Source organism: Corynebacterium sp. MSK297, assembly GCF_030232885.1.
Lineage (GTDB): Bacteria > Actinomycetota > Actinomycetes > Mycobacteriales > Mycobacteriaceae > Corynebacterium.
Map to the genome: position 1 here is coordinate 396,498 of NZ_JASPGD010000001.1, position 25,203 is coordinate 421,700.

The window sequence follows — 25,203 nt, forward strand, 5'->3', positions numbered from 1 at the left end:
GCGCTATCACCGGGCACGGTAATGAGCGTTGATGGACCCAACGCTAATAGTTCAAGTTATTGTGCAATTCAAAGGAAGTAATTTGCTGTTGATAGTTGCGGAATTCCTCCCATTTAGAACGCAAAAAGAATTCAAAGACGTTTTCACCCAACACTTCCGCCATAAACTCGGATTTTTCCAGTTTGCGCAGCGCATGGTCTAGCGAATTTGGCAAATCGATATAGCCCATCGCACGACGCTCACGACGGGTAAGTTCCTGGACGTTGTCTTCGGCAGGTTCACCGAGTTGATAGTTTTCACGGATGCCGCGCAAACCAGCAGCCAACAGCACCGAATACGCCAAATACGGGTTGGCCGAAGAATCCAAACTCCGAATTTCCACGCGGCGCGATTCGGGTTTGTTCAGCCGGTAGGTTGGCACCCGCACCATAGCAGATCGGTTCGATACTCCCCAGGTGGCAGCACCGGGGGCTTCGTTGCCAAACATCAAACGCTTATAAGAATTGACCCATTGGTTGGTGACTGCGGTCAGCTCTGGGGCATGGTGCAAAATTCCGGCAATAAACTGTTTCGCGGTTGTCGACAAGCTGAATTCATCGTCCGGATCGTGGAATGCGTTGGAATCGCCTTCGAACAATGACAAGTGCGTGTGCATGCCAGAGCCGGTCCAGTCTTTGTGCGGCTTTGGCATAAACGTAGCCCGCGCGCCCTGCTGTTGTGCCACCTTTTTGATTAGGTAGCGGAAGGTCATGATGTTATCCGACATTGTCAGGGCATCGGTGTGACGCAAGTCGATTTCTTGCTGCCCCGGGCTGGTTTCGTGATGCGAAAATTCGGTGACAATACCGACATTTTCCAGAATCTGGATGGCAGTACGGCGGAATTCTGGCGCTAAATTCATCGTTGATTGGTCAAAATAGCCGCCGTTATCAGTCGGGCGCAGATCCGCTTCATCGTCGGTCTGCTGCAACAGATAAAACTCAATCTCTGGCCCAATCATGCAGGTGAATCCATCATCGGCGGCTTCTTCTACCTGGCGACGCAAGATATTCCGCGGGTCCACCACCGAGGGGCTACCGTCAGGTTGGACAATGTCGCAGAACATGCGGGCAGTCAGCAAAGAGTCATTGCCGCTTTCCGAGGGCATGATTTTAAACGTCGAAGGATCCGGCATCGCGATGGTGTCAGACTCCGCGACGCGAGAAAACCCCTCTACCGACGAACCGTCGAAACCGACGCCTTCTTCAAATGCGTTTTCCAGCTCTGCCGGTGACATATCCACGGATTTCAGGGCGCCGGTGATATCGGTAAACCAGAGACGGATAAAACGCACGTCGCGTTCCTCGACAGTGCGCAAGACGTAATCATGTTGGCTGTTCATGCTGCCCAGTCTAGGCAACCACAATCACATTGGCGCCGCCCTGGAATTATTTTTCCCAATCTGCAGGCTGGCCCCAGTCGTCTTCGGCGTCTTCTGCCTGGTCAGCGGCATCGTTACGCTTTTTTGCAATATCGAATGCATTTTCGGCTAATTCTTTGGTGTCATATGGCCCCATGCGGTTGTTCCACCCGGCCACCTTGCCTTTAGTGACCTCCCAAGTAGAGGGATTGAAAAACCATTGTTCGTCTGCGTGTGCCATGCCGTGCTCCTTGCTGAATTTTCTACTGATCACCCGGCGACTTACCAACCACCCAACACGCACCGACAGCGCTCCAGCCTGGACCGTTGTGATGCGAGTGGCCGACAGCCAATTGGGTAGTTTCAGTATAAATCTGGCTACCCACCAGCACGACTAAACAGGTAAAATCGCCCGAGATTACTGTCATCGTTCGCGAGCCCCGAGCTATTTCTGAGCTAGTTCGGAGCTATTGCCGAGCTATTTCAAGGAGTTTTCTTCGCCCATGCCCCAAGCGCCCCAGACGGATAACTTCGCTGATGATGCTTCTTCCACAGAAACTGCAAAAACCGCCGCAAAAACCGCTGCAAAAACCGACCCCGCCGTAACCGACACCACCGCGCTGACAGCAGCAACAACACGCTGGCACACTGAACTCTACGGCGTTGCGCCCACTTTTCTTGCGCACGCTCCGGCAACGTGGTCAGTGATCGGCGAGCACGTAGACCACGCTGGCGGCGTCGTCGTCATGAGTTTGGCCGGCCAACGCGCCGCAGTGTCTGTCTCTCCCCGCGAGGATCACAAGTTTGTCGTGCATTTCCGGCGAGACTCACTTGCCGACGCCCGGGGCACCGGACAACCAGCAAGCACAGAACAATCCACCACGGCCGAAGAAATCGCCGAACTGTTTTCCCAGCAACAGCCAGACGTGGACGATTCGGGCAAACCCATAACCCCGCCACTACCCCGTGGTGGGTTGGCACACCGCTTGGGCGGCATCGTGTGGATGATGATGCAACGCCAGCTGTTGTCGCGGGATACCACCGGAATGAATATCACTGTCGTTTCTGCGATCACCCCGGAATCCGGCCTGGGAGAATATGCCGCCATCGATTCTGCATTGGCCCTAGCTTTGCAATCCGATGCACCGGATGTCGACGAGGCTCCGCTGCGCGCGCGGCTTGCGGAAGTCTGCGCGCAGGCTGGCGAATTATTTTCTTCTACGGTGACGCTTAGGGCTCGTTATTCGGCAGCGCTGCGTGGTGCCGGCGCTGGCTCCAACTCTGGCTCCGGCTCGAACGCTGGCTCTGGTGCTGGCACACAAGTATCAGTGCTTGATTACGCCGATGGTTCGCTGACCAAGGCCGTGCATCCGGTTACCCGCGAGCTGGCCGCATTTGCGGTCACGGTGTCACGAGGCGTAAGCACCAACAACGACAACAACGACGACACCAGCCCTGAAAACACCAACGCCGGAAGCGATTCGGAAACCGCACCGGCGACCGGGCAGTCCGATGAGATCCGCACCAGAAACCGATTCGTCGATTCCGCCCGCCAGGCCTTCGGAGCACAGTCATTGCGGCTGCTTCCCGACGCCCCGGCGCGCGTGACCCAGTGGTTGTCTGCGGTGCACCAGGTGCACGGCACCGACGGGGTCCCGGAATTGCATGAATCGCGCACCTGGTTGGATTTCCACGCTGCAGAAACTGAACGTGCCCAGCGATTCGCGCATGCAATTCGTTCCCAGCGCGCTCGTGATATTTGGCCGCTTTTACGGGATTCGCAGCAGGCGCTGCAGGATGATTACACGTTGGATGCATCCATGGAGCTGGCTCAGTTGTGCCAGGTACGCGGTGCGATCGGTGCGCGGGCGGCTGCTGCGGGAACGTCGAAAGCGGTCATCGCCTACGTCGACAAAAAAAAGGCTGATAACTTCGCGCATGACTTGGTGGCCGACGGGTTCGCCGTCACGCGGCTGATTCCTGGTGATATCGCGCAGCTCGGTTAATTCTGGATCCGTTAGGCCTGGTTAGGTGGGTGAATGAGCCAGCCTATAAGCCGGATTCTGTCCCGCACCAGTGTGGTGCGTGGGCGATCATCCATCTGGGCCAGCCATTGCTGGTGGCCTCAAGCAGCTACCTTCGAATATCGGGCGAGCAGCCCTCAAACATTCGAGCGGGCACGCACCGGGGCGCGCCGTGATGCCTTGCTCCCGATGGGGTTTACCTAGCCACGCCAGTCACCTGACATGCTGGTGCGCTCTTACCGCACCCTTTCACCCTCACCGCCGAGCACACCACGACGAATCGCGATATACCCGGTGGCGGTCTACTTTCTGTTGCACTTGCCCGCAGGTTGCCCTGGGTTGCTGTTAGCAACCACCGTGCTCTGTGGAGTCCGGACTTTCCTCGACTTTCACTTGCGCCCAACAGCTGTCGGCGCAGTTTGTCAGCCGCGATCGCCCGGCCGGCTCATTCACTCGCTCCATCTTCGTCGATAGTCACACACCCGTGCAAATACGCCGCAAATGCGCCGTTTCGTTCACGCTCAACACCGCGGATGCCACCGGTGAGTTCTCGTCATAAAACTTGACGACGCCGATGCTGGCGAGATCCAAAAACAGGTGACTAAACGTCGCAGGCCCTGCATTCAACGCCTGGCGGGTCAACGATTTAATCGGATTAACGTGGCTAACCACCGCAATGGTTTTACCAGGATGCTTGGCGACGAGTTGTTTCCGGAATTCCCGTACGCGGCGGTGCACCTGTGCAAGTGATTCCCCAGCTGGTGGCGCTAGCGACGCATCCGTAACCCAGGCATCGTGCAGCTCAGCATCGTCATCTTGGGCCTGTTGGAAGGTCAGCCCTTCCCAGTCACCAAAATTTGCCTCGATCAACGCATCGTGGATTTCTAATTCCGCGCCAGTTTTTTCCGCGATTTTTTTCGCTGTCACCTGGCACCGCTGCAGTGGAGATGAAACCACCAGGTCAATCACTCCACGCTCAGCAACCGCAGCAGCAGAGTCTTCGGCTTGCTGCTCACCTACCTCGGTCAGTGCAATATCGCTGTGCCCGCAATACCGGTGTTCTGCGGAATAGAGCGTTTGCCCATGCCGAACCAGAATCAATGTGGTCGGCTGACAGGTCGTGCCAGTCCACGAGCCGTGTGAGCCTGTACTTGTTGTATCAATGTCAGAGGAAACCGGGCTTTCACCCGGAACTTCTGTCGGATTTCCACCTTGAGAGTCCGCAGCAGGCTCGGTACCAGAACCAGCGCCAGCAACATCACCCCTATACATCACACCCGGCGCGTGTCCTGCGGCTGCGGCATCCATGGCTTCGTTGGACAAGGCGTCGGCGACCTTATTGTCGTTCCGCCGCACCCAGCTCAGGTTCACGGTTCCGAGTTGCTGCATGAGCTTCTGCGCCTGCGCGCCCAGCTGTTTCATGTCTGGGTGTTTGATCTTCCAGCGGCCATTCATCTGCTCCACGACCAGCCGGGAGTCCATATAAAACTCGACGTCATCTGCGCCCAGCTCTACCGCAGCTTCCAGCCCACGCAACAGCCCGTGGTATTCGGCGACGTTGTTGCTGGATTTCTTACCAACGACATAGACGATCTCACGCAGCACCGTCTCACCATCGGCGGCGTAAACGACAGTGCCAGAACCGGCGATACCGGGATTTCCACGCGAGCCGCCATCGGCGTAAATGATCAGCTTCATGGCATTAAGCTCCTTAGTCTGCCTGGCCGCGCACCAGGTAGGTGCCACAATCTGGACATTCTGGCATGTCTTCAGGTTTCGCGCCGCGTACCGCGGACTGGTCGGCCGGTGGCAGCTGAATATAGCAGCCACCGCACCCACGTCCGGTAAACCGAGCTACACCGACGCCGTTTTCTCCGCGGACTTCGTCGTAAGCAACCAAGGCCTCCGGTGCTTGTTCTTGCAGTTCCGCACGCAGCTTAGTGATGCTTTCGACCGGGTCCGGCTCCTCGGTCTTTGCTGCATCGGCAGCTTCTGCAGCGCGCTCGGCTGCTTCCAGCTCACTTTTTGCCTGGTCCACTTTCGCAGCGTGCACGTCGCGGTTTTGCCGCAGCGCGTGGATCTCGTTGTGGGCTTCTTGCAGCTCACTCATCAAATCCGCGATGCGAGATTTCGTGGTGTATTTATCGTGTTCTAAGTCTTTCCGGATTTCTGGGTCTTGCTCTGTGGCCAGCTGCTTTTTGTTATCGATATTGCGACGCTTGAGTTTGCGTTCGTCTTGTTGGATGCGCAGGATTTCAGCTTCCATGTCATCCACAGCCATCTGTGCTGCCGCGGCGGCATCGCGGGCTCGCTTCAGCGTGGCTGCTGCTTTGTCGGCTTCGGCGCGTTCTGGCGTCAAGGCCTTGTTCGCAGTAACAGAACCGGCCCCAGTAGCAGCGCCACCCCTAGTAGCGCTGCCTGCACCAGAGTTGCCCGCGCTAGCCTGGGCGCGCTCTAAGTTGGCGAGTTCCAGCAACCGTTGTTGTTGTTTGGGAGCTAGCTTCATCATCGTTATTCTCCGTTTTCCTTCGTCATTCGCCGTGCATTCTGTACCGTGCGTTCTAAAACCGTGCGTCATTCGCCTTTGTGTGCAGATACCGTCCACGGATCGGTGCGCACAGTAATCACGGTAGTCGCAACTCCGGTTTCCCGGCGCACGATTTCTTCTGCTTGTGCCGTCCACGGAAACTCTGAGGCCCAGTGTGCGGTATCAATAATTGCCATATCGCTGACGCGTAAGTGTTCATCGACGGGGTGGTGGCGCAAATCTGAGGTCACAAACACATCAGCACCCAATTTCGCAGCCACGTCGATAAACCCATCACCAGCGCCAGAGGCCACAGCCACGGTGCGAATCTGCTTGTCTGGATCACCTGCCGCGCGTACACCCCAGGACGTCGCAGGCAAACCATCCGCGACTTGCTGGGTAAATTCCCGCAGGCTCATCGGCTCCGGCAGCTGACCAACCCGCCCCAGGCCATAAGCCTGTTCCAGCGGGGTGGCGTCGGCAAGTTCAGTGATATCGAAAGCCGGTTCCTCATAAGGATGGTGGGTATACAAGGCGTCGAGAAGCGCCTGCTTATCGCCTGGCTTGGCGACGAATTGTATGCGTAGCTCATCTTCGCGGTAGGTCTGGCCTATCTCGCCGTCCGTCGGGTTCGCGCCCGGTTCTGGTTTAAACTGCCCAGTGCCAGAGATCTCATAGACGCACTCGGAATAATCCCCGATCCGCCCCGCACCCGCGGCAAATAGGGCCTGTTTCAGCTGGTAGACGTGTTCTGCGGGCACGTGCACGCCCCACAGGTGGCGGCCCGGCCCCGACTTCGGCGCGAGCGGACGCCCGGGCCTAATGCCAACGAGCTCCGCCAGCTTATCGTTAACACCGGGACGTGCGGAATCCGCATTGGTGTGCGCGGCAAACAGCGCGATACCGGATTCGATCAGGGAGTGTAGGATCCGTCCTTTCGGGGTATCCGCGGCCACGCTGTCCACCCCGCGCAACAGCAACGGGTGGTGCACGATCAGCATGTCGACGCCGGCTGCCACTGCTGCCTCAGCCACCTCGTCGGTGCAGTCCAGAGCAAAAGCCACCTGGCGCACTGGGGCTTCGTGCCGCCCACAAATGAGCCCCACACTATCCCAGCTTTCCGCCAGGTGCGGTGGGTAAGCGCGATCCATGACCTGGCAAATATCACCCACGGTGGTCTCAGTGCTCATGTCCTGCTCCTTTATATCCGTCATATGCTCACACAATTATGGCACGCAGCGTGCGCATCAGGCGATAAAATAGGACACCATGGCTGACACTAAAAATCACAACGACACCAAAACCTATTCCATCAATTTTGTCTGCACCGGAAATATTTGCCGCTCACCAATGGCGGAAGTCATGGCCCGCCAGGCGATCAAAGATGCAGGTCTTGCCACTCGGGTAAATATCGCCTCCTGCGGGGTTGATAGCTGGCATGTCGGCGAGGGCGCTGATGAGCGCACCGTGGCAGAGCTGCGCGACATTGGCTTGGACGGCAGCGATCACATCGCACAACAGTTCGGCCCGCAGGCTGGCGACACAGATTTGTTCATCGCGATGGATACCGGCCACCGCTCCACGCTCATTGCTCGCGGCGTCGACGAGAATCGCGTCGCCCTGATGCGCAGTTTCGACCCGGACGCAGAAGACGAAGCCTCCGTCGCCGACCCGTATTACGGTGGTGTTGACGGCTTTACCCGCGTGCGCAAAGAAATCGAAGCCAGCCTGCCGGGGCTGATTGCGCACACCCAGAGCCAGCTGGACTAGCGAGAAACCAGGTCTATCATGGGCGTCTATCATGGGCGTTGTGAGTGCCCGATCCCAGCAGCAAGAATCCCAGCAGCAAGAACAGCCTGAACGGACTGAACGACCACATCAGCCGCGCAACAGCGCCACCAGCACGCAAACATCGTGGTGGAAGGTTTTTGCCAAGCCCAGCTGGATCATCCTGGCACTGTCGCTCATCGCCTTTTCCATCCTGGCCTTCACGGTGCTCGCGCCGTGGCAGCTGAACAAGGATGACGAGATTGTCGACCGCAACGAGCGCATCCAGCAAGCCTATGAGCAAGATCCGGTACCGTTTGCGGAGCTTGTCGACGCCTCCGGCGGCATCACCATCGACGAGGAATGGCACCGGGTCACCCTGACCGGCGCGTACTTGCCAGAACACGAGATATTGTTGCGTTTGCGCCCGCTGGAAGGCTCGCAAGTGTATCAATCACTGGTTCCGTTCCAACTGGATTCCGGCCAGACGGTGCTGGTTAATCGCGGCTTTGCGGTGGCTAACCGCGACGGCTCGGTCCCGGAGATCACCCCACCGGATGGCGAGCACATCACCACCGAGGCCATGCTGCGCTTCGGCGAGGCTCCACACGAGACCCCGCCGTTCGAGGACGCTGGTTATACCCAGGTGCGCTCGGTGAGCCCGGAACAGATAGAAGAGTTAACGGGCTTGGAGCTTGCCGACGCCATCGTAAACGTGACCGCGGCGGATCAGCCAGAAGCACTGGAACCAATTCCGGTGCCAAAACTGGATCGTGGTTCGCACTTGTCGTATGGCTTCCAGTGGATCGCCTTCGGCATCATGGCCCCAGCTGGTTTAGGTTATTTCATTTATGCCGAGCTGCGGGAGCGGCGCCGCGAGCGCGAGGAACGAGAAGCTGAAAACCATAACGGCCAGGCAGCTGCCGACAATCCTGCCACACCAGTGACTTCCCAGGAATCGGTGCTGAAACCTGTGGTTTCTCCATCGCAGGATTCCGCACAGCCAACCGCGGCCACGCGTTCGCGCGGTGTGCGGGATCGCTATGGCGGGGATAACTCGGATCAGCTTGCGAAGTTCCGTGGGCGACGGCGTCGTTAAGTAGGGCGTCGTTAAGAAGACACTGCTAAGCACGGCGTCGTTAAGCACAGCGTCGTCAAGTACAGCGTCGTCAAGCATCCAGAGAAAAACCACCGGTTCTAAAACAGATTCGCAAAAGCGCTATCACTTAATCAAAAACGCGCAAAAATTGGCCGCTGAGCTGTGCAGTCCGCTAATTACGGTGCTAGCGTTCTACAGGTGAGTACTAGTTGGAAGGTCTTTCGCGAGGACTTAGCCCGGTTATGGCAAACCCGAAAAGTCTGGGTAATCCTGATTGGGCTGATGATCACCCCAGCTTTATATTCGTGGATTAATATTGCCGCTTTTTGGGATCCGTATGAAAATACCGAGAACATCAAAGTCGCCGTCGTCAATGAGGACGAAGGCGCTTCTTCTACTATCACCGGCGATCTCGACGTCGGTGCACAGTTAGTCAGCCAACTCAAAGACAATGACCAGTTGGGCTGGCAATTCCTGGACCGGGGAGCGGCCAATCACGCGGTGCATTCGGGCGAAGTTTTCGCCTCGATCACGGTGCCGAAAACCTTCTCGCAAGATTTCGTCAGCTTATTTGAGGGCACCTATTCCAAACCCACGCTGGAATACGCGGTCAACGAAAAACTCAATGCCATCGCGCCGAAAATCACAGACCAGGGCGCTTCCACCATCGATTCGCAGATCAGCTCGTCATTTAATGAGCAGGTGGCGCAATCCGTGGCCACAGAGCTGCGCAATTCCGGTCACGATCTGGATTTCCGCATCGGTGATACCGCCAATCGCGCCTCGGATACTTTCACCCGCACCGCCGATACCATCGCTGATACCCGCAAAGACCTCGGCCGTGTGCAGGCGAACCTTGACAACGCCCGCCCGGCAATCGCTCAGGCCCGCGAGGCATTGGTCACCGTCGAGCGCACCATCGACGACGCCCAGACAGCCCTCGGCCAAGTGCAAGCAATCACCGATGAAGTCCAGCGCCAGCTAACCAGTTTCGCCGACGAAGCCACCGCCGCATATGTGCAAGGCACCACCGCGCTTGCCGACGGCGCTGCTTCTGCACATGCCACCGTCAATTCCGTATCGGGCCAGCTGACAGGCGCGCTCAACCGCGTTGGGGCAGCAACCGATGGTGCCCACGGCATTCTCGACCAAGCCGATGGCGCAATCAACCGGTTGGATGATCTTACTGATCTGCCTGCTGTGCCACCGACAATCACCAACCAGATTCAGCAGACCGTGGATGATCTGCACGGCCGGAATGCGAACAACCGCGCCGTGCTCGGTGAACTTACTGCTTTGCAAGACAGCGCGCAAGACACCCTCAACTCATTGGATAACACTGCCGCAGCCCTGGACAACGCCACCAAGGCAGCGCGGGATGATTCCGCCGGTTTGCGCACATCCATCAACAACACCGTCCCGCAGATTAATTCCGCGATCTCCCAAGTTGCAGCTACCGCCGCTAACCTTTCGGCCACCCTGGGCGCGCAGAAAACCTTGCTTAGCGAAACCGACGGCCTGCTCGACGGCGTCAACGTGCAGCTGGAACGCGCGCACGAAGTCGTCGACAGTTTCGGTGGCGACCTGGACGGCATCGAAAACGGTCTACGTACCGCCCGCACGGACATCCTTACGCTGGCTAACCTGGCCCAGGACAACCCTGCACTGCGGTCCGTGAATGCGCTGAATGCGGACGATATCTCATCGTTCCTCGCCTCACCGGCAGAGATGGAATCGCACGCCGTATTCCCAGTCTCGCACTACGGCTCCGGCATGTCGTCGTTGTTTATCAACCTGACGCTGTGGATCGGCGCGTTCATGTTGATGATCATCTTCCGCACCGAAGTGGACCCGCGTGGGCGCGAGCACCTGACCGTCGGCAAGGCTTATCAGGCGCGCTACATGCTCATGGGTGTCTTTGGCATCATGCAGGCGCTAATCGTGTCGATCGGCAACTTGGTCATGGGCATCGAACATGTCTCGAAAATTGGTTATGTTCTCACCGCCGTGATTTTGAGCCTGTGCTATCTAGCAATCATTTATGGTTTGGTCTCAGCCCTTGGTCACATTGGACGCATCATCGCCGTGGTCTACGCTTTCGTGCAGATCCCGGGCGCATCCGGCCTCTACCCCATCGAAATGACGCCAGATTTCTTCCGCGCAGTGTCACCATTTTTGCCGTTTACCTACGGCATCGGTGCCATGCGCGAGACCGTTGGTGGTTTCTATGGCAACCACTATTGGGTCAATATCATTGTGATCATCGGTATGGCCGCTGTCGCATTTGTCGTCGGCATGTTGGCGCGCCGGGGCCTGTCGCACGTGAATATTCTGGTCAACGACCAACTGAACAAAGGCGGGCTGGTCATCAACGAAAAGGTGCACTTCACCGGCAGCCAATACCGAATCACCGACGTTATTTCCGCGCTGCGGGACCGAGAAGGCTACCAGCACAACCTCGATTCCAAGTGGCGTTCGAACCCGCGCAATTACACCACATGGATGAGCATCACCATCGGCATCGGTGTGTTGTTGGTGTTCATCCTGGGAATCATCTCGCGGTTTAACCCGGAGGAAAAAGCAATTTTCTTTGGTTTGGCCTGCCTGGTTGTGCTGGTTTCGGTGGGCATCATCAGCGCGTTGGAATACGTGAAGCAATCCGTCGCCCGCGATCACAGCCTGACGGATCTCAGCGACGATGAGCTGAAAGAACAACTGGCCAAGCAAGGTGAAAAGCCATGAACAACATCCTGACCATCCTCCGCGATGACGTGCGCGCAATCCGCGGAAACGTCATGACCGGCGTGATTGTATTCGGCCTGGTAATCATCCCACTGCTATTTACCGGTTTCAACATTCTGGCGAGCTGGGATCCTTTCAGTAACACCGACCGCCTGAAAATCGCTGTTGCCAGCAAAGACAAAGGCCACGAGTCTGATCTGGCGTCGCTGCGGCTCAACCTTGGCGACGAAGTGCTCTCCCAACTTTCCCGGAACGAGCAGGTTGACTGGGTGATCACGGATTCCGACGACGCGTTGGAAGGTACCAAATCCGGTGAATACTATGCCGGAATCGTGCTGCCGGAAAACTTCAGTCAAGAACTGTTGACTTTCTATATCGAAGGTACGGAACCGGCAAAGTTGGATTTGTATACCAACGAGAAGAAAAACGCCTTGTCGACGACGATCACCGAACGCAGTGCCAGCGGTGTGATCGAGCGTATCGACGAATCGTTTACCCACGTGGTCACCACCGTCGGCTTGGGCGTGGTGGAATCTCTGGATAACTATCTTGAAGACGGCGATACCCAGGCGGCGCTGGATAATGTTGTTCACAGGATTGATAGCGTCGGCACCCGTTTGCAGGCCTCTGCCGGTACGGTGCGTAGCCTGGCAAACTTGGTGGATTCCACGATTCCACTGGCACGCTCTGCAGATAATATTCTCAACGCTGCTGGTAACCAGACCTCTGGTGCTGCTGGTGGCGGTAACGCCCCTGCCCCTATCGACTCGCTGTCGGCCACGTTGAATGATTCCACCAGTGCCCTGGAGAATTCTCTGGGAGCTACCGTACAGGCGTATTCGGCGTTGTCGGATCAGTTCGACGAGCTGTTGCACAATGCCCAGGCGACAACTGCGCACACCGCACAAACCTACCGCACGGCCGCCGAACGCGTCGCCCAGCAAACTGCCGCGTTCCGCGGAGTGCGGGATGCCATAGACCGTCAGGTGGGCAACCTGGATCTACCAGGCCCGGTGGCTGCCGGTTACCAGCAGGTGCACGCGCAATTAGATGGTGCGATCGCCCAGTCGAATGCCTTGCATGATTCCTTGACGACGACCGCCGACCGCATTGAGTCGGGCACCGGCAACGCCCAGCAATCGCGGCAGGAAACACAATCGGCGATTGGCGCAGCACGCCAAGCCGTCGATAATGCGCGTACTGCTTATCAACAAAATCTGCAGCCACAGTTGACTGCGTTACGCGGCAGCATCAACACCGTCGCCGCTGATATTGCTGCAGTGCGCGCAGAAATCAGCGATGTACGTGACACGCTGTCTGCTACGTCCGGTGCAGATGGCTCCGCGCTGGTGCGTGCCCGCGATGGTGCGGACCGATTGGCCGATACCTTGTACAACCAGGCGCAACGTTTTGCAGAACTGCAGCGCAAGGTGAACGACGTCCGTGATGGTGGCGATTTGAGCCAGTTGGCGGACATCATCGGTTCTGATCCGGAACTACTGGCCTCGCGGATTACCACTCCCGTCGACGTCGAACGCACACCGGTCTTCGAGGTCGCCGCTTTCGGCGTCGGAATGACGCCGTTTTATCTAGCGCTGGCTCTGTGGGTCGGTGCGCTGCTGACCTGTGTGTTGATGCGCAGCAACGCCGAGGACAAGTACTTGCGGGAAGACGGCGAGTTCACCCGCAACCAGGTCTACCTAGGACGCTTTGCGACGTTCGGGCTGATCGGCATCGCGCAGGCCACCTTCGCGGTGGGCGGTCTGATCTTGTTTGTGCAGATTCAGCCGAAGCATCCGTTGCTCCTGTGGCTGGCAGCCTCGGTGGCTTCGCTGGTGTTCATGCTGATTGTGCATGCGCTCGTCATCGCTTTTGATAGTGCGGGTAAGGCTTTAGCTGTGTTGTTGTTGATCGTGCAGGTGTCTGGTTCCGGTGGCGCTTATCCGTTGACGCTATTGCCAGACTGGTTCCAATCCATAAGCCCATGGTTGCCTGCCACGTATGCCATCGATGCTTTCCGCAGCGCCATCGCCGGTGTGTACCAGGGCGATCTTTACCGCGATCTGTTGATGCTGTTGCTCTTCGCCATCCCCGCGTTGGTGCTGGGATTGTGGCTGCGTCGCGCTATGGATAGCTATCACCAGCGGCTGCAGAAGGGTATCCAAGAAACCCGCGTCATGCAATAGCGCTAGTACAGCACTAGTACGCGGACGCCCGCAGCACTAGTACGCCGACGCCCGCGGTCGGCTGACTTTGCTCGCCAACACTGCTATTACTGGGTGCTATGAGTGGTGGTTGGCGTGAGTAAAAATTCCCCCGATAATATCCTGCTCTATTTGCCGGAAAAACAAGAGCAGCAGATCCGCGAGATCTTCGCTGGTTTGGCTGACCGGGGCTTTCCGGTGCAAAACCAGCGCCCGCATATTACGGTGACGTTTTCCGCGGCGATGGATCCCAGCGTCGTCGAGTTGGCAGCCGAGTTATTGCCCGCGGTAATCCCGGCGCAGTTTCGCCGGGTGGGCAACGTCATCTTCGGCACTAAGAGCAAACAGACCGTGGCGTGGTTGTTGCAGACCACCCGGGAATTAGAAATTGCCGCCAGCACAATCAGCGCAGCCAACCCCGATGGCCACGGCCCGTTGTGGACTCCTCACCTAACCATGGGTTTGCGCCTGCCCCGCAAAGACATCCCCGGTTATTTGCAGGCCATGGATGAGCTGACCTCGTCGCATTTCAAAGAACTCACTGCGATAGAAGCCGCGTATTGGCGCCCACGGACGCAAGAAAAACGTCTACTCGCAGGTGGCTAGCATTATTTTCCAGCTAGCCACCCGGCGACAGAATTCACATACTGGCCATAGAGTTGGAGCACACGTGGAATCGACTCCGCAATTATGTCTAGATCAACTTCGACGTATTGGTGCGTAATAATGTTGCGCAACGCTGCACTCTTAGAGAAGTCTTGCTCGAGTTCTTTAGGCAAGATTCCAGCCCGGATTAGCGTTTCAAAACCGCGCCGACTATTTGAATCCACAATATCCAAAGTTGTCGTAGCAATATGCTGGTTAATGTCGGTAGAAAGGTCAATTATTTGCTGGATCATGAAGAAAACTGCATACATTTCCGACAAATTAGCGCGCAAATGGTCTGCTTCAACGTGCTGATGTTTTTCTAATTCGCCCAGCAGACGTCGAAGTGATTCGAGCCGTTTTTGCACAGTGCCGTACTGAAATTCTTTCGGTGTCATGAAGCTAAGCTCCGCAGTGCGTATTCACGCCGATAAGCGGTATTGATATATTCCCGAGCTGCCATCATTTGCAGATTGCCGTACTTAGAATTAGACGGATCCACCAATAATTCACATTTCTGCAGGGCTTCATAACGAGCAACAACATCAGCCAAATCCAGATTCATAAAGTCCATGCTGTCCCCTGCATCGACCCCGTATCGGACATAAAACGCCGTGGCCACGTCGAGAAGATTCGGCCTGTCTTCTTTGGGGCGAGAAAAATCAACTGAATAAGCAAGATCCACATCCCCCGCACTGTGTGCATCAGTACGTGCGCTTCCGAATAAAACCAGCAGGTCAATACCCAGTTCTAAGCAGAACGATTCCAGCGAGCCATCTTCGACTTCGCTGCGCAACCTGGCGACGATTTCTGTGGGGGTACTCATAATGCAACTCTAGCAAGCAACGCCTCTGGTTTTTGCGGCGCAGTCTGCGTGATAAAAAACATACGCCGGTCACACGCTACTGCTTATATGATGGGGACCATAAGATTCCGGATTTTTATAGCACCTCATTCGTAGCCATTCGTCCAATTTGCAGCCTGTCCACGCAACCGCCGCAGGCTGCGTAGACACGCGCCCTGATCTGAGGAGGCACCATGAAAGCTGCACGTTTTTATGATCGCAACGACATCCGTATCGAAGACATCGAGCAACAAGAATTACAACCAGGTACCGCCCGCGTTGATGTCGCCTGGTGTGGCATCTGTGGCACCGACCTGCACGAATACCTCGACGGCCCAATCTTTTGCCCTTCACACGGCAAGCCACACCCAATCAGTGGCGAAGAACCACCGGTGACCATGGGCCACGAATTCTGTGGCGTGATCTCCGAAGTAGCCGATGATATCGATGACCTGGCCGTGGGCGATCACGTCGTTGTCGAGCCCTACATCATCAGTGAAGACGTTAATACCGGTCCAGAGTCCAAGACCTACCACCTGTCGGAAAACATGAACTTCATCGGGCTGGGTGGCCGTGGCGGCGGCTTGGCGGAAAATATCGTCGTCAAGCGTCGGTGGATCCACAAGATCAGCGATAAGGTTTCCCTCGATCACGCCGCACTCATTGAACCGCTGACCGTGGGGTATCACGCCGTGGAACGCGCAGGCGTGGGCGAGGATTCCGCGGGCCAGGTTGCACTCATCGGTGGTGCGGGCCCAATCGGTTTGCTCACCGCGGCTGTGCTGAAGGCATTTGGTGTGACCGTCGTCGTCTCCGAGCTGTCCAAAGCTCGCCGCGAAAAAGCCCTGGAGACCGGCGTTGCTGATCATGCGCTGAACCCAGAAGATGTCGACGTCGTCGCCAAGGTCAAGGAGCTTACCGACGGCGTGGGCGCCGATGTGGCTTTCGAATGCACCTCTGTCCCGGTGGTTTTCGACACGCTCATGGATGCGCTGCGCCCACGCGGGGTTTTGCAGATTGTCTCGATTTGGGGCAAGCCTGCTGAGGTGGACCTGAACAAGATCGTGCTGAAGGAACTGGATGTGCGCGGCACCATTGGTTATGTCAACAACCACCCGGCTGCCATCAAATTGGTCGAAGATGGACGCGTGGACCTCACTCCGTTTGTCACTGCGCGCATTGGTTTAGACGAGCTGATCAACGAAGGTTTCGACACGCTCATCCACCGCAACGAAACCGCCGTGAAAATCCTCGTTTCGCCATCTGGCAAGGGCTTGGATAAGTAGCACCTCCTGGTTGAGTCTCTCCCCCCCGGTCTTCTCTGAGCTATGCTCTATTGTGAGTTACAGTTTGTGAGAATACTCGGGGGATTTTCATGGATACGGCAGAAATAGTTCTGCAAGCAGCACAGTTAGTTGTTGCATTAGCAGGCCTTATAGGACTAGTTGCAACAATCCAGCAGAGGACCCATAGCGATAACCGGTCTGAATGGTGGAAACGATATACCTGGCCCCTGGAAAACATAACCAGCGAGAACCTGTACGTGCGCGAATCTGCGTGGCGCAACATCAACGTACTGAATAAAAGCGCATTAATTGCAAAGACTGAAAAATCTCTTATTGCTGGCATTGCTTATGAATTCATCGACGACGATAATGAAGAGCAGCGCCCTGGAGGAGACGAAGATGTTTAGAGAAACCGAACCACGAGTACTTCGAGCAAAAGCTCAAGCGGCGGTATCCGGCAGTAAAATTACAGGGGACATACTCCCCCGCTATGTCTACGAGTTAGCCGAAGAACCTGTCCCTCCAGGCGCCACAGATAAGCTTCAAAAGGGTACGCCACCGCCTGAGGACAATAGCTTACGCGGTCGACTCAAACGGTGGTGGCGGAGAAATTGGAGCTCAGAAGTCATTTTCGACGACTAACTTATTTCACCACTACTTCGCCGCCCGCGCCGATGCTCACCTGTGCATTCCAGGCACGGGCTAGATTAATTCGCTGCCAGTCCCCTTTGGCCGGGTCGCGATCATCCAGTGGGTAGCCGGATGGCAACGCGGTGTGGCGGAGTACTTCAGCACGCTGCTCGTAGCTGAGTTCCGGGAAGCGGGTTTCCAGCAACGCTGGTGCCGCCGCTGGTACATTCACCGGTTCATCGGTCGCAAAAATTGGTGCGAAGCCGTAGGTCATGCGTCGTGTGTAATCGGCTTCTGCTTGCTGGTCGCTGAGCGCATGCGAATCTTCGGCAATCATCTCGGCGAAAGGCTTGCCCGCGCGCCATTCCATCTCTGCGACAATCTCTTCGCGTGCTTGCAGCAGCGCATCGCGCATTTTCGGATCATTCCAGCGATCCGCCGCAGCTGCCTGCCCAGTCATACGCCCGCCGATGACATCCAGTGGGAAGTGCACGCCCATCACCAGGCGCGATTCCCCGGCCTCAGATCCGCGCTCCAGCAATTGCGTACCCACCTCCGGAAGCATCATGGCCAGCAGCGTGGTAATCCACGTCGCCTGGTTAGTGTGCCCCGACGGGAAAGATTTGCTGGAGCCGTCGTACAGCTCACGTTCCGGTGACTCGTGACGCTTGATACGTTCCGGGGCTTGCACGAATGGGCGGTCGTTATTGAACAGCAGCTTTTCCGCGTGACCCCAGCTCGCGATTCCCCCGGCGCGAGCGGCATAGCCATTACCCAGCAGGAACTCGGTTTTCGGCAGCCGCTTTTCTTGCAGAGCTTGCAAGAAGTGCTGGCCAAATTCGTCGCCAAGTGCCTCGGCTGCGGTGAACAGCACGCCATCTTTATCGGCCAACGCATCACGGATGGCCTTGTCGACGCGTTCTGGCTGTGCATTGTTGTTGTAGTCAGCGACGATATCGAGATTTTTACGCATCACATCCGGGTGATTGCTGCGCAGGTCTTTGAACTCACGTACCACCTCGTAGTAAATGCCGTACTGGTAAGACGAGATATCAGAGCTATATCCGGTGAGGTAGGTTGCGTCGAAAGGCTTGGGCACCGGTGCGCCGTCGTGGTGTTTCGGGGTGGCGCCGATCGAGCTCAGCGGGCTGTGTTCTGCCCCCTCGTCGTGCTCACTGGAGAGTTTCGGCGCAGGCAATTGCAGCTGCGGGATCTCAAATGGCAGGGCGAGGTGCGTGGTGCTCGCGTGAAGCGGGGATTGCAATGAGGCTTCCGCAGCCGTGGCGTGCGCGGTGCCGCCGTGCTGTTGCACAAGGTCAGGAGCCCCAGCCACAACTGCTAGCGCTGCGGCAGCAGTTAACAGCGAAGTCGCACGGCGTCGGGATATAAGAAACGTTTTCACAATGGATTACCCCAGAGCATCTAGTGAAATTGAAGAATTCGCTGCTGCAGTTGTGTTACGCCTTCGAAAAATACCGAGAGTGGGATTGCCGCAGATGTTCTTCGCTCTCACTGGCAACGGCAACGACTTCGAGATCAGGGTCGTCATTGGCCTCATCCAATTCGAGGCGCCTCAGTGTTGCCTCTGGCAGCGAGTCAAATTCATGGATGTCTAGTTCCCCTGAACGACGGTGGTACTGAATTAGATATGACGCCATAACATTAGCCTTCCATTTCAGTCTTAGATTCGCTGCTGCCGCAACTCAGCTTGGATACGTGAAAGTTTATCATCGATTCGTCTGCGAAAATTGCGAACATGATCACGGCTGTAGTGTGAATCGCTGTCTGTGCGTTGTTCAAACTCAGCAATTTCCGTCGACGCTTCAAGTAGCTGCATCACAACACCTTGTGCCTTTGGAGGCATCGTTGCTCCTTCGTGCAGGTAACGAATTTCTCTTCCGAAAATATCAGCGGCTTCTTCATAATAGTTCGCCCATTTTGATTGCCAAGCCGTCCGGATCTGCATCTCACTTCTACCAGCATTATCTCGGATATGGAGGTGAATGGCGCGATATCCCGAGTGGGGTTCTTCCCGAAAGTCCCTGATATCTGCACGCTTCGCACCACTATTTTCGAATCCGCGCTTAAAAACTTCTGCAACTTCTGTTTGCTCAGTCAGCGACAGATCGCAGTCGAACCTAATACCAGCTACATCTTGAATGTTCATTAACGGCGTGGTCTGCAACCTTTGCAGTTTTTCAAGCAAGGTGTCTTTAGTCTTTACTCGTGCAGATAATAAGTACGAACCCGAGTCTGGGGCCACGGCATCACCTGCGGGACTGATGTTCATGAACCCAGACGTAATTAGTCAAAATATTGCACATCACGCGATAGCTAAATTCTAACAACTGTGCATCTTATTCACTTACAAAACATATTGATTGCTAGTACTAAGATAACGGTATGCGAAAAATAGCCATGCTTGCTACAGCGAGTTTTCTCGGTATCTTCGGAGCGGCAACAGCCACCGCGCTGACTAATGGCACCGATGTTGCCACCACCGACGCCGCTGCCCAAGGCGTGGTCCAAGTAGCCAGTTGCACTGGCACCGTGGTTGCTGCCCAATGGGTTCTTACTGCCCAGCACTGCGTGGAAGTCCCTGATGTTCAGCGCACCGTCTACACCGGCGCAACCCGCGAACAACAGCACCGTGCAGAAAACCAATACGTGGCAGATTATGCTGTGTGGGCACCGCATGGTGATGTTGCTTTGGTGCATGTGAGCACGGCGTTTCCTGAAAAGATGATTCAGAATGTTCGCCGCGACGCGGTGGAGTTTGGCACTACCGGCAGTGTCTATGGTTGGGGCGCTGGAACGGAAGAGACGCTGCAATTTGCCCAAGCTGCCGTCGGTCGCACGACGCCGGGGATCCGCCCGGGCACAAACGAGGGTGCTCATGACGCCTTCGTGGTGCAGTATTTGGGTGAGGCAAAAGCAGGGCGCGGCGATTCCGGTGGCCCGTTGTTCATCGACGGTGAAGTTGCCGGGGTGACCTCGTTTAAAGCTCGGCAAGGTGGTGGGCGGTACTCGCTGTTCGCTTCGCTGCATGGGCTAGGTGATTGGATTGCCCAGACCACCGCTGCCCCGAACCAGAATGGCCCCGTCACCAAGCCCGAGCATCCAAGCACCGAGCCCGCACCTCCCGTCCCCAAACCCAAGAATCCACAGCCCAAGGATCCAAAACCTGAGCAACCACGCGGGCCGCTAGGCACGCCTGGTGGCGGTGGCTCCAGCCTAGGGCTGTCGTCTTCTTAGCGCCCCTGCCCCAAAAACACAGACTGCGGGTATCGCCTGCTTAGCGCTCCCGTCCCTTCGGCGCCACAGAGACCTGACGGATCGTGATATTAATCCGGCCTTCGTCGAGCCCACAGCCGTCGGGAAGCGTCGCCTCATTCACGCGCACCACCCCGTGATAGGCAAACCGCTTCGGCCCACCAAAAACCACCAGGTCTCCGGAGCACAGCGTCACATCGTCCCACGGTTGGGTGCGCGCTTCGGTATGCCCCATGCGAAACAGCGCCTCGTCGCCAATCGATAGCGAAATAACCGGCGCCCGGGATTCCTCAAACGCATCGACGTGCATGCCCATCCCAGAGCCCGGCGGGTAGTAATTGACCAGCACCATCTCTGGCACGAAGGTGTCTACCCACGGGGCCAGCTCATCGGCGACCTCCGCTGCCGAACGCAGCGCCACCGGAGCCAACGTGGCGAGGCTTTCTGGCACCGGCGGCACGGTAGTACCAGCGATCTTGTCGACGTACCGGTAGCTCGGATAATGCCAGTACCTGCCCAGATGCAGCTGGTACACGCTCATCTGCCCGCCGGATTTCAGCGTTGGGCGCACCATCGCCATCGGCGTATCCGCATAGCCACGTGCGATCTCGCGGATCTCGCGCACCAGCTCTGCTTGCTTGTCGACGCCCAACCACCCCGGCAGGTGCGCCACGCCCGGCGCGATGCGCTCACTCGGGCGCGGTACAGAATCAAACAACATGCTCTTACGGTATCGGCTGCTGTGGGCTGTGTCGACGGGGCATACCTGGGAATCTGCAGGTGTTCACCCCGGGGTGGGCAGCAACTGCTCAGTGGGCGACTCCCGGCGACGAGCGTGACCCCCGATATGTTTACGCAATCGACATTAGACATGTTTAATGTCGATTTTTCGCCCAAAAATCGACATTACTCACCAATATGTTTATTCTTTCGACATGAGCAGCACCACGTTCGACCCCAACCGGCCTTTCAACGAGCTTCCACCTCTGCCCCCTGCCCAAGTCGTCGAAACCGTTCCGGTGCTCAAAGCGATTATTGCTGCAAAAGAAAAACTTGCTGAGCTACGCACCGCTTGCCAGCTTATTCCCAATCCGGAGATTCTTACTTCCACGATTCCGTTGCGCGAAGCACGCGCGTCTACAGAGATCGAAAACATCGTAACCACAAACGATGAACTTTTCCGCGCTGCCTGGAACGTTGACGCAGAGCCGACCCCGGCAACTAAAGAAGCTCTGCGCTATAACGCCGCCTTGCATGCGGGCTTGGAATCGATCGGCCAACGGCCACTATCTGCCAAAACCACGCAAATAGTCTGCGGAACTTTGCAAAGCGATGAACCGCGCATCGCGCCGTTTCGCTCTTACCCTGGAACGTTTATCGGTAACCCGCATACGCAACAGCGCATCTACACTCCACCTGAAGGGCGCGAAGTGATTGAGCAGCACTTATCGCGTTGGGAGCGCTATATCTATAGCGAGCATGATGTCGATTCTTTGGTAAAGATGGCTCTGCTGCATTATCAGTTCGAAGCCATCCACCCGTTTGCCGACGGTAACGGACGCACAGGACGTATCCTCAATGTGCTGTATCTACTGCAAGAAGCCCTGCTTCCGTTCCCTGTGCTTTATTTATCCGGCTATATCGTGGAGAACAAGGCGCAATATTATCGTTGCTTGAACCGAGTGACAACGGAATCTGCCTGGGAAGATTGGCTTTTGTTTATGATCCACGGCGTGGAGGCTGCAGCCACCGACGCCGCCACTATGATCGCGGACTTACGTCAGGTACAAGATGAGATCACGGCTGCTATCCGTGATGCAGGCGTTATTAGTCCGGCTAAAGAAATGTCTGAAATCACGATGGTGCGCCCGTACCTACGCATTCAGGATGTGGAGGACAGCGGACTAGTGAAAAGACAAACGGCTGCAACGTGGCTTAATCATCTGGTTAGTATTGGGGTGTTAAGCGAAATTAAGCGGGGCCGTCAGCGCATTTTCATTAACGACGCCGCATTGCGTGTACTCACGCGGGAGTAGGGTCAGCGATTCCTGTAAGTCTATCCACCGGGCTTGGTCCCTTTAGATGATGACCGATGGAGACGAATATCTCGGGCCTACACGCCTGTTGAGGAGATGGAATCGATGGCGTTCTTCGCGGTCAAGAGGTCTGCTCCTGTTCGTTCACGGTATTCCTTGATGGCTGCGACCTTTTGCCCGGATGCAACAAGTTGACGCTCCTCGGCTGACACGCCGTAAACATCGACATCGCCTGCCTCAACATGGAGGCGATTCTTGAATTGCGTGACGAGCGTTAAGAGCCGCTGATTCTCACGCCGTAGACGCTCGATTTCTCGAGCCTGATCAAACCATTTGCCCATCGTGCGTCCTCTTTGAAATAGACGTCTTTACTGTTCTGATCTTATCGCGGCCGAGGCCAACCGTCCATAAACCTCCCGAATCAAACAGCGTGTTTGCCACCGCACAAAAATGCTGCATTCACGCTATGGAGTCACAGCATCGCCCAGGATACCAGGACAGCCAGAACGGAATTAAGCTTTTCACGGATGCGCAATACCTTGATGAAATTCCTGTACGTCTGAGAATTGATTGCTATAGCGACTCAAGAAAGCATCGACAATTTGGGCTTTCTTGAGGAAATCATCGAGCGCCACAATCACCGCGAGTACTGAGTTCCCATCATATTGGCCAATTTTCTTTTTTGCCTGCAGTTTCGCTTTATTCGCGACTGCAGGTGTCTGATTCCATGACATCGTTCCGCTCTGTCTCACGACATCCTTCCGACCCTCAAGGCTCTGATGTGCCACAACATCGTTCCACTGTTCCCACACAACCACCCCAACAGGGACAATGAGGACACACGCACCACCTTAGGATGTAGCGAGACATACTTCCGCCCAAAATAGAGCATGGGCAAGAAACACACTTCCAACAAAGTCATCGTCGAAACCATCCTCGCGACCGGCATGAGTCATAAAGATGCCGCCGCACTCTTTAACGTCAGCACCCGCTGGATCCGCGAACTACTCCACCGCTATCGAGAAGGTGGCTACCAAGCACTACAACCACGCTCCCGGCGCCCGCACTCCAACCCCAGACAGGTACCAGAGAGCACAGTCAAAACCATCCTCGAAATCAGACAACACCTTGAAAACACCGGCCAAGACAACGGCGCCCACACCATCCGATGGCATCTTCAACAACAAAAAAATAACCCCACTACCAGCAGCATCGACTATCCACCGCATACTCAAACGCCACGGCTACGTCATCGAACAACCTCACAAAAGGCCACGCAGTTCCTGGAAACGATTCGAAGCAGACCAACCAAACGAAACCTGGCAACTCGACTACAGCCACTGCTATCTCAACAACAACCAACGCGTAGCCATCCTGACCATCATCGACGACCACTCACGCTTTGTCATCGCTTGCAAAGCCTTCGAACACGAAACCGGCACCAACGTCATCGACACCTTCATATCCGCAGGTAACAAACATGGATTCCCCAAATCCACCCTCACCGACAACGGCAGCGTGTTCACCACAAAGCTCTACAGAAAAGCCGACACTCGCAACGGCTTCGAACAGCTACTCCTCCAAATGGGCATCCAACAAAAGAATGGAACTCCATACCATCCCCAAACCCAAGGAAAAGTCGAGCGCTTCCACCAAACACTCCAAAAAGCCCTGCACGCAAGGCCATTCGCCCACAACATCGGCGAGCTAAACCAACAACTCGATGACATCATCGACTACTACAACAACCACCGACCCCACCGAGCACTCAACAGACAAACACCAGCACAGGCCTACAACCGACTACCCAAAGCCCAACCACTCGACATCCCCATTGGCACCGACAACCGCCTACGGCGAGACAAAGTCGACAACGACGGAAAAGTAACCCTTCGCTGGGCCGACAACATGCGCAAACTCTACGTCGGAAGAAAACACCGCACCAAAGAAATCATGCTCATCTGCATCAACAACGACATCACCGCCATTAACCCCCACACAGGCGAAATCTGGGGCCGATACCACTTAGACAAAACCAAAAAATACCACCGCAACCAACTCGGTGAAATCTAGAAAACGAAGGGTTATACGACAAAAAGCGTGTCCGTATCGGTGGGATTGACGCAGATAAAGACATAAAAACAACGCATTTATAATCCCCACAACGATATAAACGCCCCGAAAACGCTCAATCCACGATCCAACGCAGAACCTGTGCTAAGCATGCGTGTTGTCTTAACACATGAAGAAAAACAGACCACGATGCCCCGTATGCACTGGAACAATGAAGAAAAACGGCACAACAACCAAAGGCACAACCCGATGGCGTTGCACCTCACCAACCTGCGGGGCATCCACAACAAAAACACGTCCAGACCGCCAACTATCCGCAGACTTCAACACCTTCATTGACTGCATCTGCGGCAATACCTCAATAACCAAAACCGCTGCTGACCACAACATAAGCCGACGCAGCCTGGAACGACGCTTTAACACCTTCTGGTTCATCGATATCGACCACCACATCGACACAGCCCGCATCTGAGGTTACCCTCGTTTAGTGGACACCCGATTAATGCGGATCTTGTGTCCGTAAGAGAGGATGCTCATTGTGAGTCAACAACGCCAGAAATACACACCTGAGTACCGGCGTGAAGCCGCGAACCTAGTAATCGAGTCAGAACGCCCAATTGCTCATGTAGCTAAGGAGATTGGCGTCGGACCAGG

The 25,203-nt window shown here is 56.0% G+C and carries 24 protein-coding genes, 1 other RNA gene and 2 pseudogenes; 13 read left to right on the forward strand and 14 right to left on the reverse strand.

The window, feature by feature from the left end:
• Positions 1–43: 43 nt before the first annotated feature.
• Positions 44–1,381, reverse strand: a complete 1,338-nt coding sequence (gene glnA, locus QP888_RS01800; protein ID WP_284811773.1) for a type I glutamate--ammonia ligase — start codon at positions 1,379–1,381, stop codon at positions 44–46.
• Positions 1,382–1,427: 46 nt separating this feature from the next.
• A complete protein-coding gene (locus QP888_RS01805; RefSeq protein ID WP_284811775.1) occupies positions 1,428–1,640 on the reverse strand; it encodes a hypothetical protein in 213 nt (70 codons plus the stop codon).
• Between the two features lie 262 nt (positions 1,641–1,902).
• On the opposite strand from QP888_RS01805, the gene QP888_RS01810 reads away from it, so the two are divergent.
• Positions 1,903–3,405, forward strand: coding sequence for a galactokinase family protein (locus tag QP888_RS01810; RefSeq protein ID WP_284811777.1), 1,503 nt, complete (start codon positions 1,903–1,905; stop codon positions 3,403–3,405).
• Between the two features lie 30 nt (positions 3,406–3,435).
• On the opposite strand, the gene rnpB is transcribed toward QP888_RS01810, so the two are convergent.
• From rnpB to QP888_RS01830, 4 genes are all read right to left on the reverse strand, one after another.
• Positions 3,436–3,871, reverse strand: an RNA gene (gene rnpB, locus QP888_RS01815) — RNase P RNA component class A.
• A gap of 26 nt (positions 3,872–3,897) precedes the next feature.
• Entirely contained in the window at positions 3,898–5,121 is a 1,224-nt protein-coding gene (locus tag QP888_RS01820) for a bifunctional RNase H/acid phosphatase (RefSeq protein WP_284811779.1), read from the reverse strand.
• 13 nt (positions 5,122–5,134) lie between these two features.
• Positions 5,135–5,929 (reverse strand): zinc ribbon domain-containing protein, encoded by a 795-nt coding sequence (locus QP888_RS01825; protein WP_284811857.1) that lies wholly within the window; start codon positions 5,927–5,929, stop codon positions 5,135–5,137.
• A 68-nt stretch (positions 5,930–5,997) separates the two neighbouring features.
• Entirely contained in the window at positions 5,998–7,140 is a 1,143-nt protein-coding gene (locus QP888_RS01830) for a Nif3-like dinuclear metal center hexameric protein (protein WP_284811781.1), read from the reverse strand.
• A 79-nt stretch (positions 7,141–7,219) separates the two neighbouring features.
• On the opposite strand from QP888_RS01830, the gene QP888_RS01835 reads away from it, so the two are divergent.
• From QP888_RS01835 to QP888_RS01855, 5 genes are all read left to right on the forward strand, one after another.
• On the forward strand, positions 7,220–7,720 hold the full coding sequence (locus tag QP888_RS01835; protein WP_284811783.1) for a low molecular weight protein-tyrosine-phosphatase: 501 nt from the start codon (positions 7,220–7,222) through the stop codon (positions 7,718–7,720).
• Between the two features lie 40 nt (positions 7,721–7,760).
• Positions 7,761–8,816: an SURF1 family cytochrome oxidase biogenesis protein gene (locus tag QP888_RS01840; RefSeq protein WP_284811785.1), complete on the forward strand. Its 1,056-nt coding sequence runs from the start codon at positions 7,761–7,763 to the stop codon at positions 8,814–8,816.
• 198 nt (positions 8,817–9,014) lie between these two features.
• The gene (locus QP888_RS01845; protein WP_284811786.1) at positions 9,015–11,558 is read left to right on the forward strand and encodes a YhgE/Pip domain-containing protein; all 2,544 of its coding nucleotides are present in this window, start codon (positions 9,015–9,017) and stop codon (positions 11,556–11,558) included.
• The gene (locus tag QP888_RS01850; RefSeq protein ID WP_284811788.1) at positions 11,555–13,744 is read left to right on the forward strand and encodes a YhgE/Pip domain-containing protein; all 2,190 of its coding nucleotides are present in this window, start codon (positions 11,555–11,557) and stop codon (positions 13,742–13,744) included. The genes QP888_RS01845 and QP888_RS01850 overlap by 4 nt, the downstream gene beginning before the upstream one ends.
• A gap of 114 nt (positions 13,745–13,858) precedes the next feature.
• Positions 13,859–14,368 (forward strand): 2'-5' RNA ligase family protein, encoded by a 510-nt coding sequence (locus QP888_RS01855; protein WP_284811790.1) that lies wholly within the window; start codon positions 13,859–13,861, stop codon positions 14,366–14,368.
• A gap of 2 nt (positions 14,369–14,370) precedes the next feature.
• Here the strand turns inward: QP888_RS01855 and hepT are convergent, their stop codons facing one another.
• Both hepT and QP888_RS01865 read right to left on the reverse strand, forming a co-directional pair.
• Entirely contained in the window at positions 14,371–14,805 is a 435-nt protein-coding gene (hepT, locus tag QP888_RS01860) for a type VII toxin-antitoxin system HepT family RNase toxin (protein ID WP_284811792.1), read from the reverse strand.
• On the reverse strand, positions 14,802–15,233 hold the full coding sequence (locus QP888_RS01865; protein ID WP_284811793.1) for a hypothetical protein: 432 nt from the start codon (positions 15,231–15,233) through the stop codon (positions 14,802–14,804). Before QP888_RS01865 ends, hepT begins: the two co-directional genes overlap by 4 nt.
• Before the next feature lie 212 nt (positions 15,234–15,445).
• On the opposite strand from QP888_RS01865, the gene QP888_RS01870 reads away from it, so the two are divergent.
• Entirely contained in the window at positions 15,446–16,537 is a 1,092-nt protein-coding gene (locus tag QP888_RS01870) for a 2,3-butanediol dehydrogenase (protein ID WP_284811794.1), read from the forward strand.
• Between the two features lie 89 nt (positions 16,538–16,626).
• Complete coding sequence (locus QP888_RS01875; protein ID WP_284811795.1) at positions 16,627–16,944, forward strand: hypothetical protein; 318 nt, start codon at positions 16,627–16,629, stop codon at positions 16,942–16,944.
• Positions 16,945–17,180: 236 nt separating this feature from the next.
• On the opposite strand, the gene QP888_RS01880 is transcribed toward QP888_RS01875, so the two are convergent.
• Genes QP888_RS01880 through QP888_RS01890 form a run of 3 tightly spaced genes read right to left on the reverse strand, consistent with a single transcriptional unit; the run spans position 17,181 to position 19,457 of the window.
• Entirely contained in the window at positions 17,181–18,569 is a 1,389-nt protein-coding gene (locus tag QP888_RS01880) for an acid phosphatase (protein ID WP_284811797.1), read from the reverse strand.
• Between the two features lie 55 nt (positions 18,570–18,624).
• The gene (locus QP888_RS01885) at positions 18,625–18,825 is read right to left on the reverse strand and encodes a hypothetical protein (protein ID WP_082936187.1); all 201 of its coding nucleotides are present in this window, start codon (positions 18,823–18,825) and stop codon (positions 18,625–18,627) included.
• 23 nt (positions 18,826–18,848) lie between these two features.
• Complete coding sequence (locus tag QP888_RS01890; RefSeq protein WP_284811801.1) at positions 18,849–19,457, reverse strand: RelA/SpoT-related domain-containing protein; 609 nt, start codon at positions 19,455–19,457, stop codon at positions 18,849–18,851.
• A 113-nt stretch (positions 19,458–19,570) separates the two neighbouring features.
• Between QP888_RS01890 and QP888_RS01895 the strand changes: the two genes are divergently transcribed.
• Entirely contained in the window at positions 19,571–20,422 is an 852-nt protein-coding gene (locus tag QP888_RS01895) for a S1 family peptidase (RefSeq protein ID WP_284811803.1), read from the forward strand.
• Positions 20,423–20,462: 40 nt separating this feature from the next.
• Here QP888_RS01895 and QP888_RS01900 read toward each other — a convergent pair whose 3' ends face one another.
• Entirely contained in the window at positions 20,463–21,161 is a 699-nt protein-coding gene (locus QP888_RS01900) for an alpha-ketoglutarate-dependent dioxygenase AlkB family protein (protein WP_284811804.1), read from the reverse strand.
• A 157-nt stretch (positions 21,162–21,318) separates the two neighbouring features.
• Here QP888_RS01900 and QP888_RS01905 point away from each other — a divergent pair, with 157 nt between their 5' ends.
• Positions 21,319–22,476 (forward strand): Fic family protein, encoded by a 1,158-nt coding sequence (locus QP888_RS01905; protein ID WP_284811806.1) that lies wholly within the window; start codon positions 21,319–21,321, stop codon positions 22,474–22,476.
• 77 nt (positions 22,477–22,553) lie between these two features.
• Here the strand turns inward: QP888_RS01905 and QP888_RS01910 are convergent, their stop codons facing one another.
• Positions 22,554–22,817, reverse strand: a complete 264-nt coding sequence (locus QP888_RS01910; RefSeq protein WP_284811807.1) for a hypothetical protein — start codon at positions 22,815–22,817, stop codon at positions 22,554–22,556.
• A gap of 180 nt (positions 22,818–22,997) precedes the next feature.
• Complete coding sequence (locus QP888_RS01915; protein WP_284811809.1) at positions 22,998–23,228, reverse strand: hypothetical protein; 231 nt, start codon at positions 23,226–23,228, stop codon at positions 22,998–23,000.
• A 138-nt stretch (positions 23,229–23,366) separates the two neighbouring features.
• Between QP888_RS01915 and QP888_RS01925 the strand changes: the two are divergent.
• From QP888_RS01925 to QP888_RS11050, 3 genes and pseudogenes are all read left to right on the forward strand, one after another.
• Positions 23,367–24,549, forward strand: a pseudogene (locus QP888_RS01925) (IS481 family transposase).
• Positions 24,550–24,718: 169 nt separating this feature from the next.
• Positions 24,719–24,854: pseudogene (locus QP888_RS01930) on the forward strand (transposase-like zinc-binding domain-containing protein); the annotation flags it as partial.
• A gap of 224 nt (positions 24,855–25,078) precedes the next feature.
• Positions 25,079–25,203 (forward strand): transposase (locus tag QP888_RS11050; RefSeq protein ID WP_350338211.1); only part of this gene is annotated, 125 nt, incomplete at its 3' end.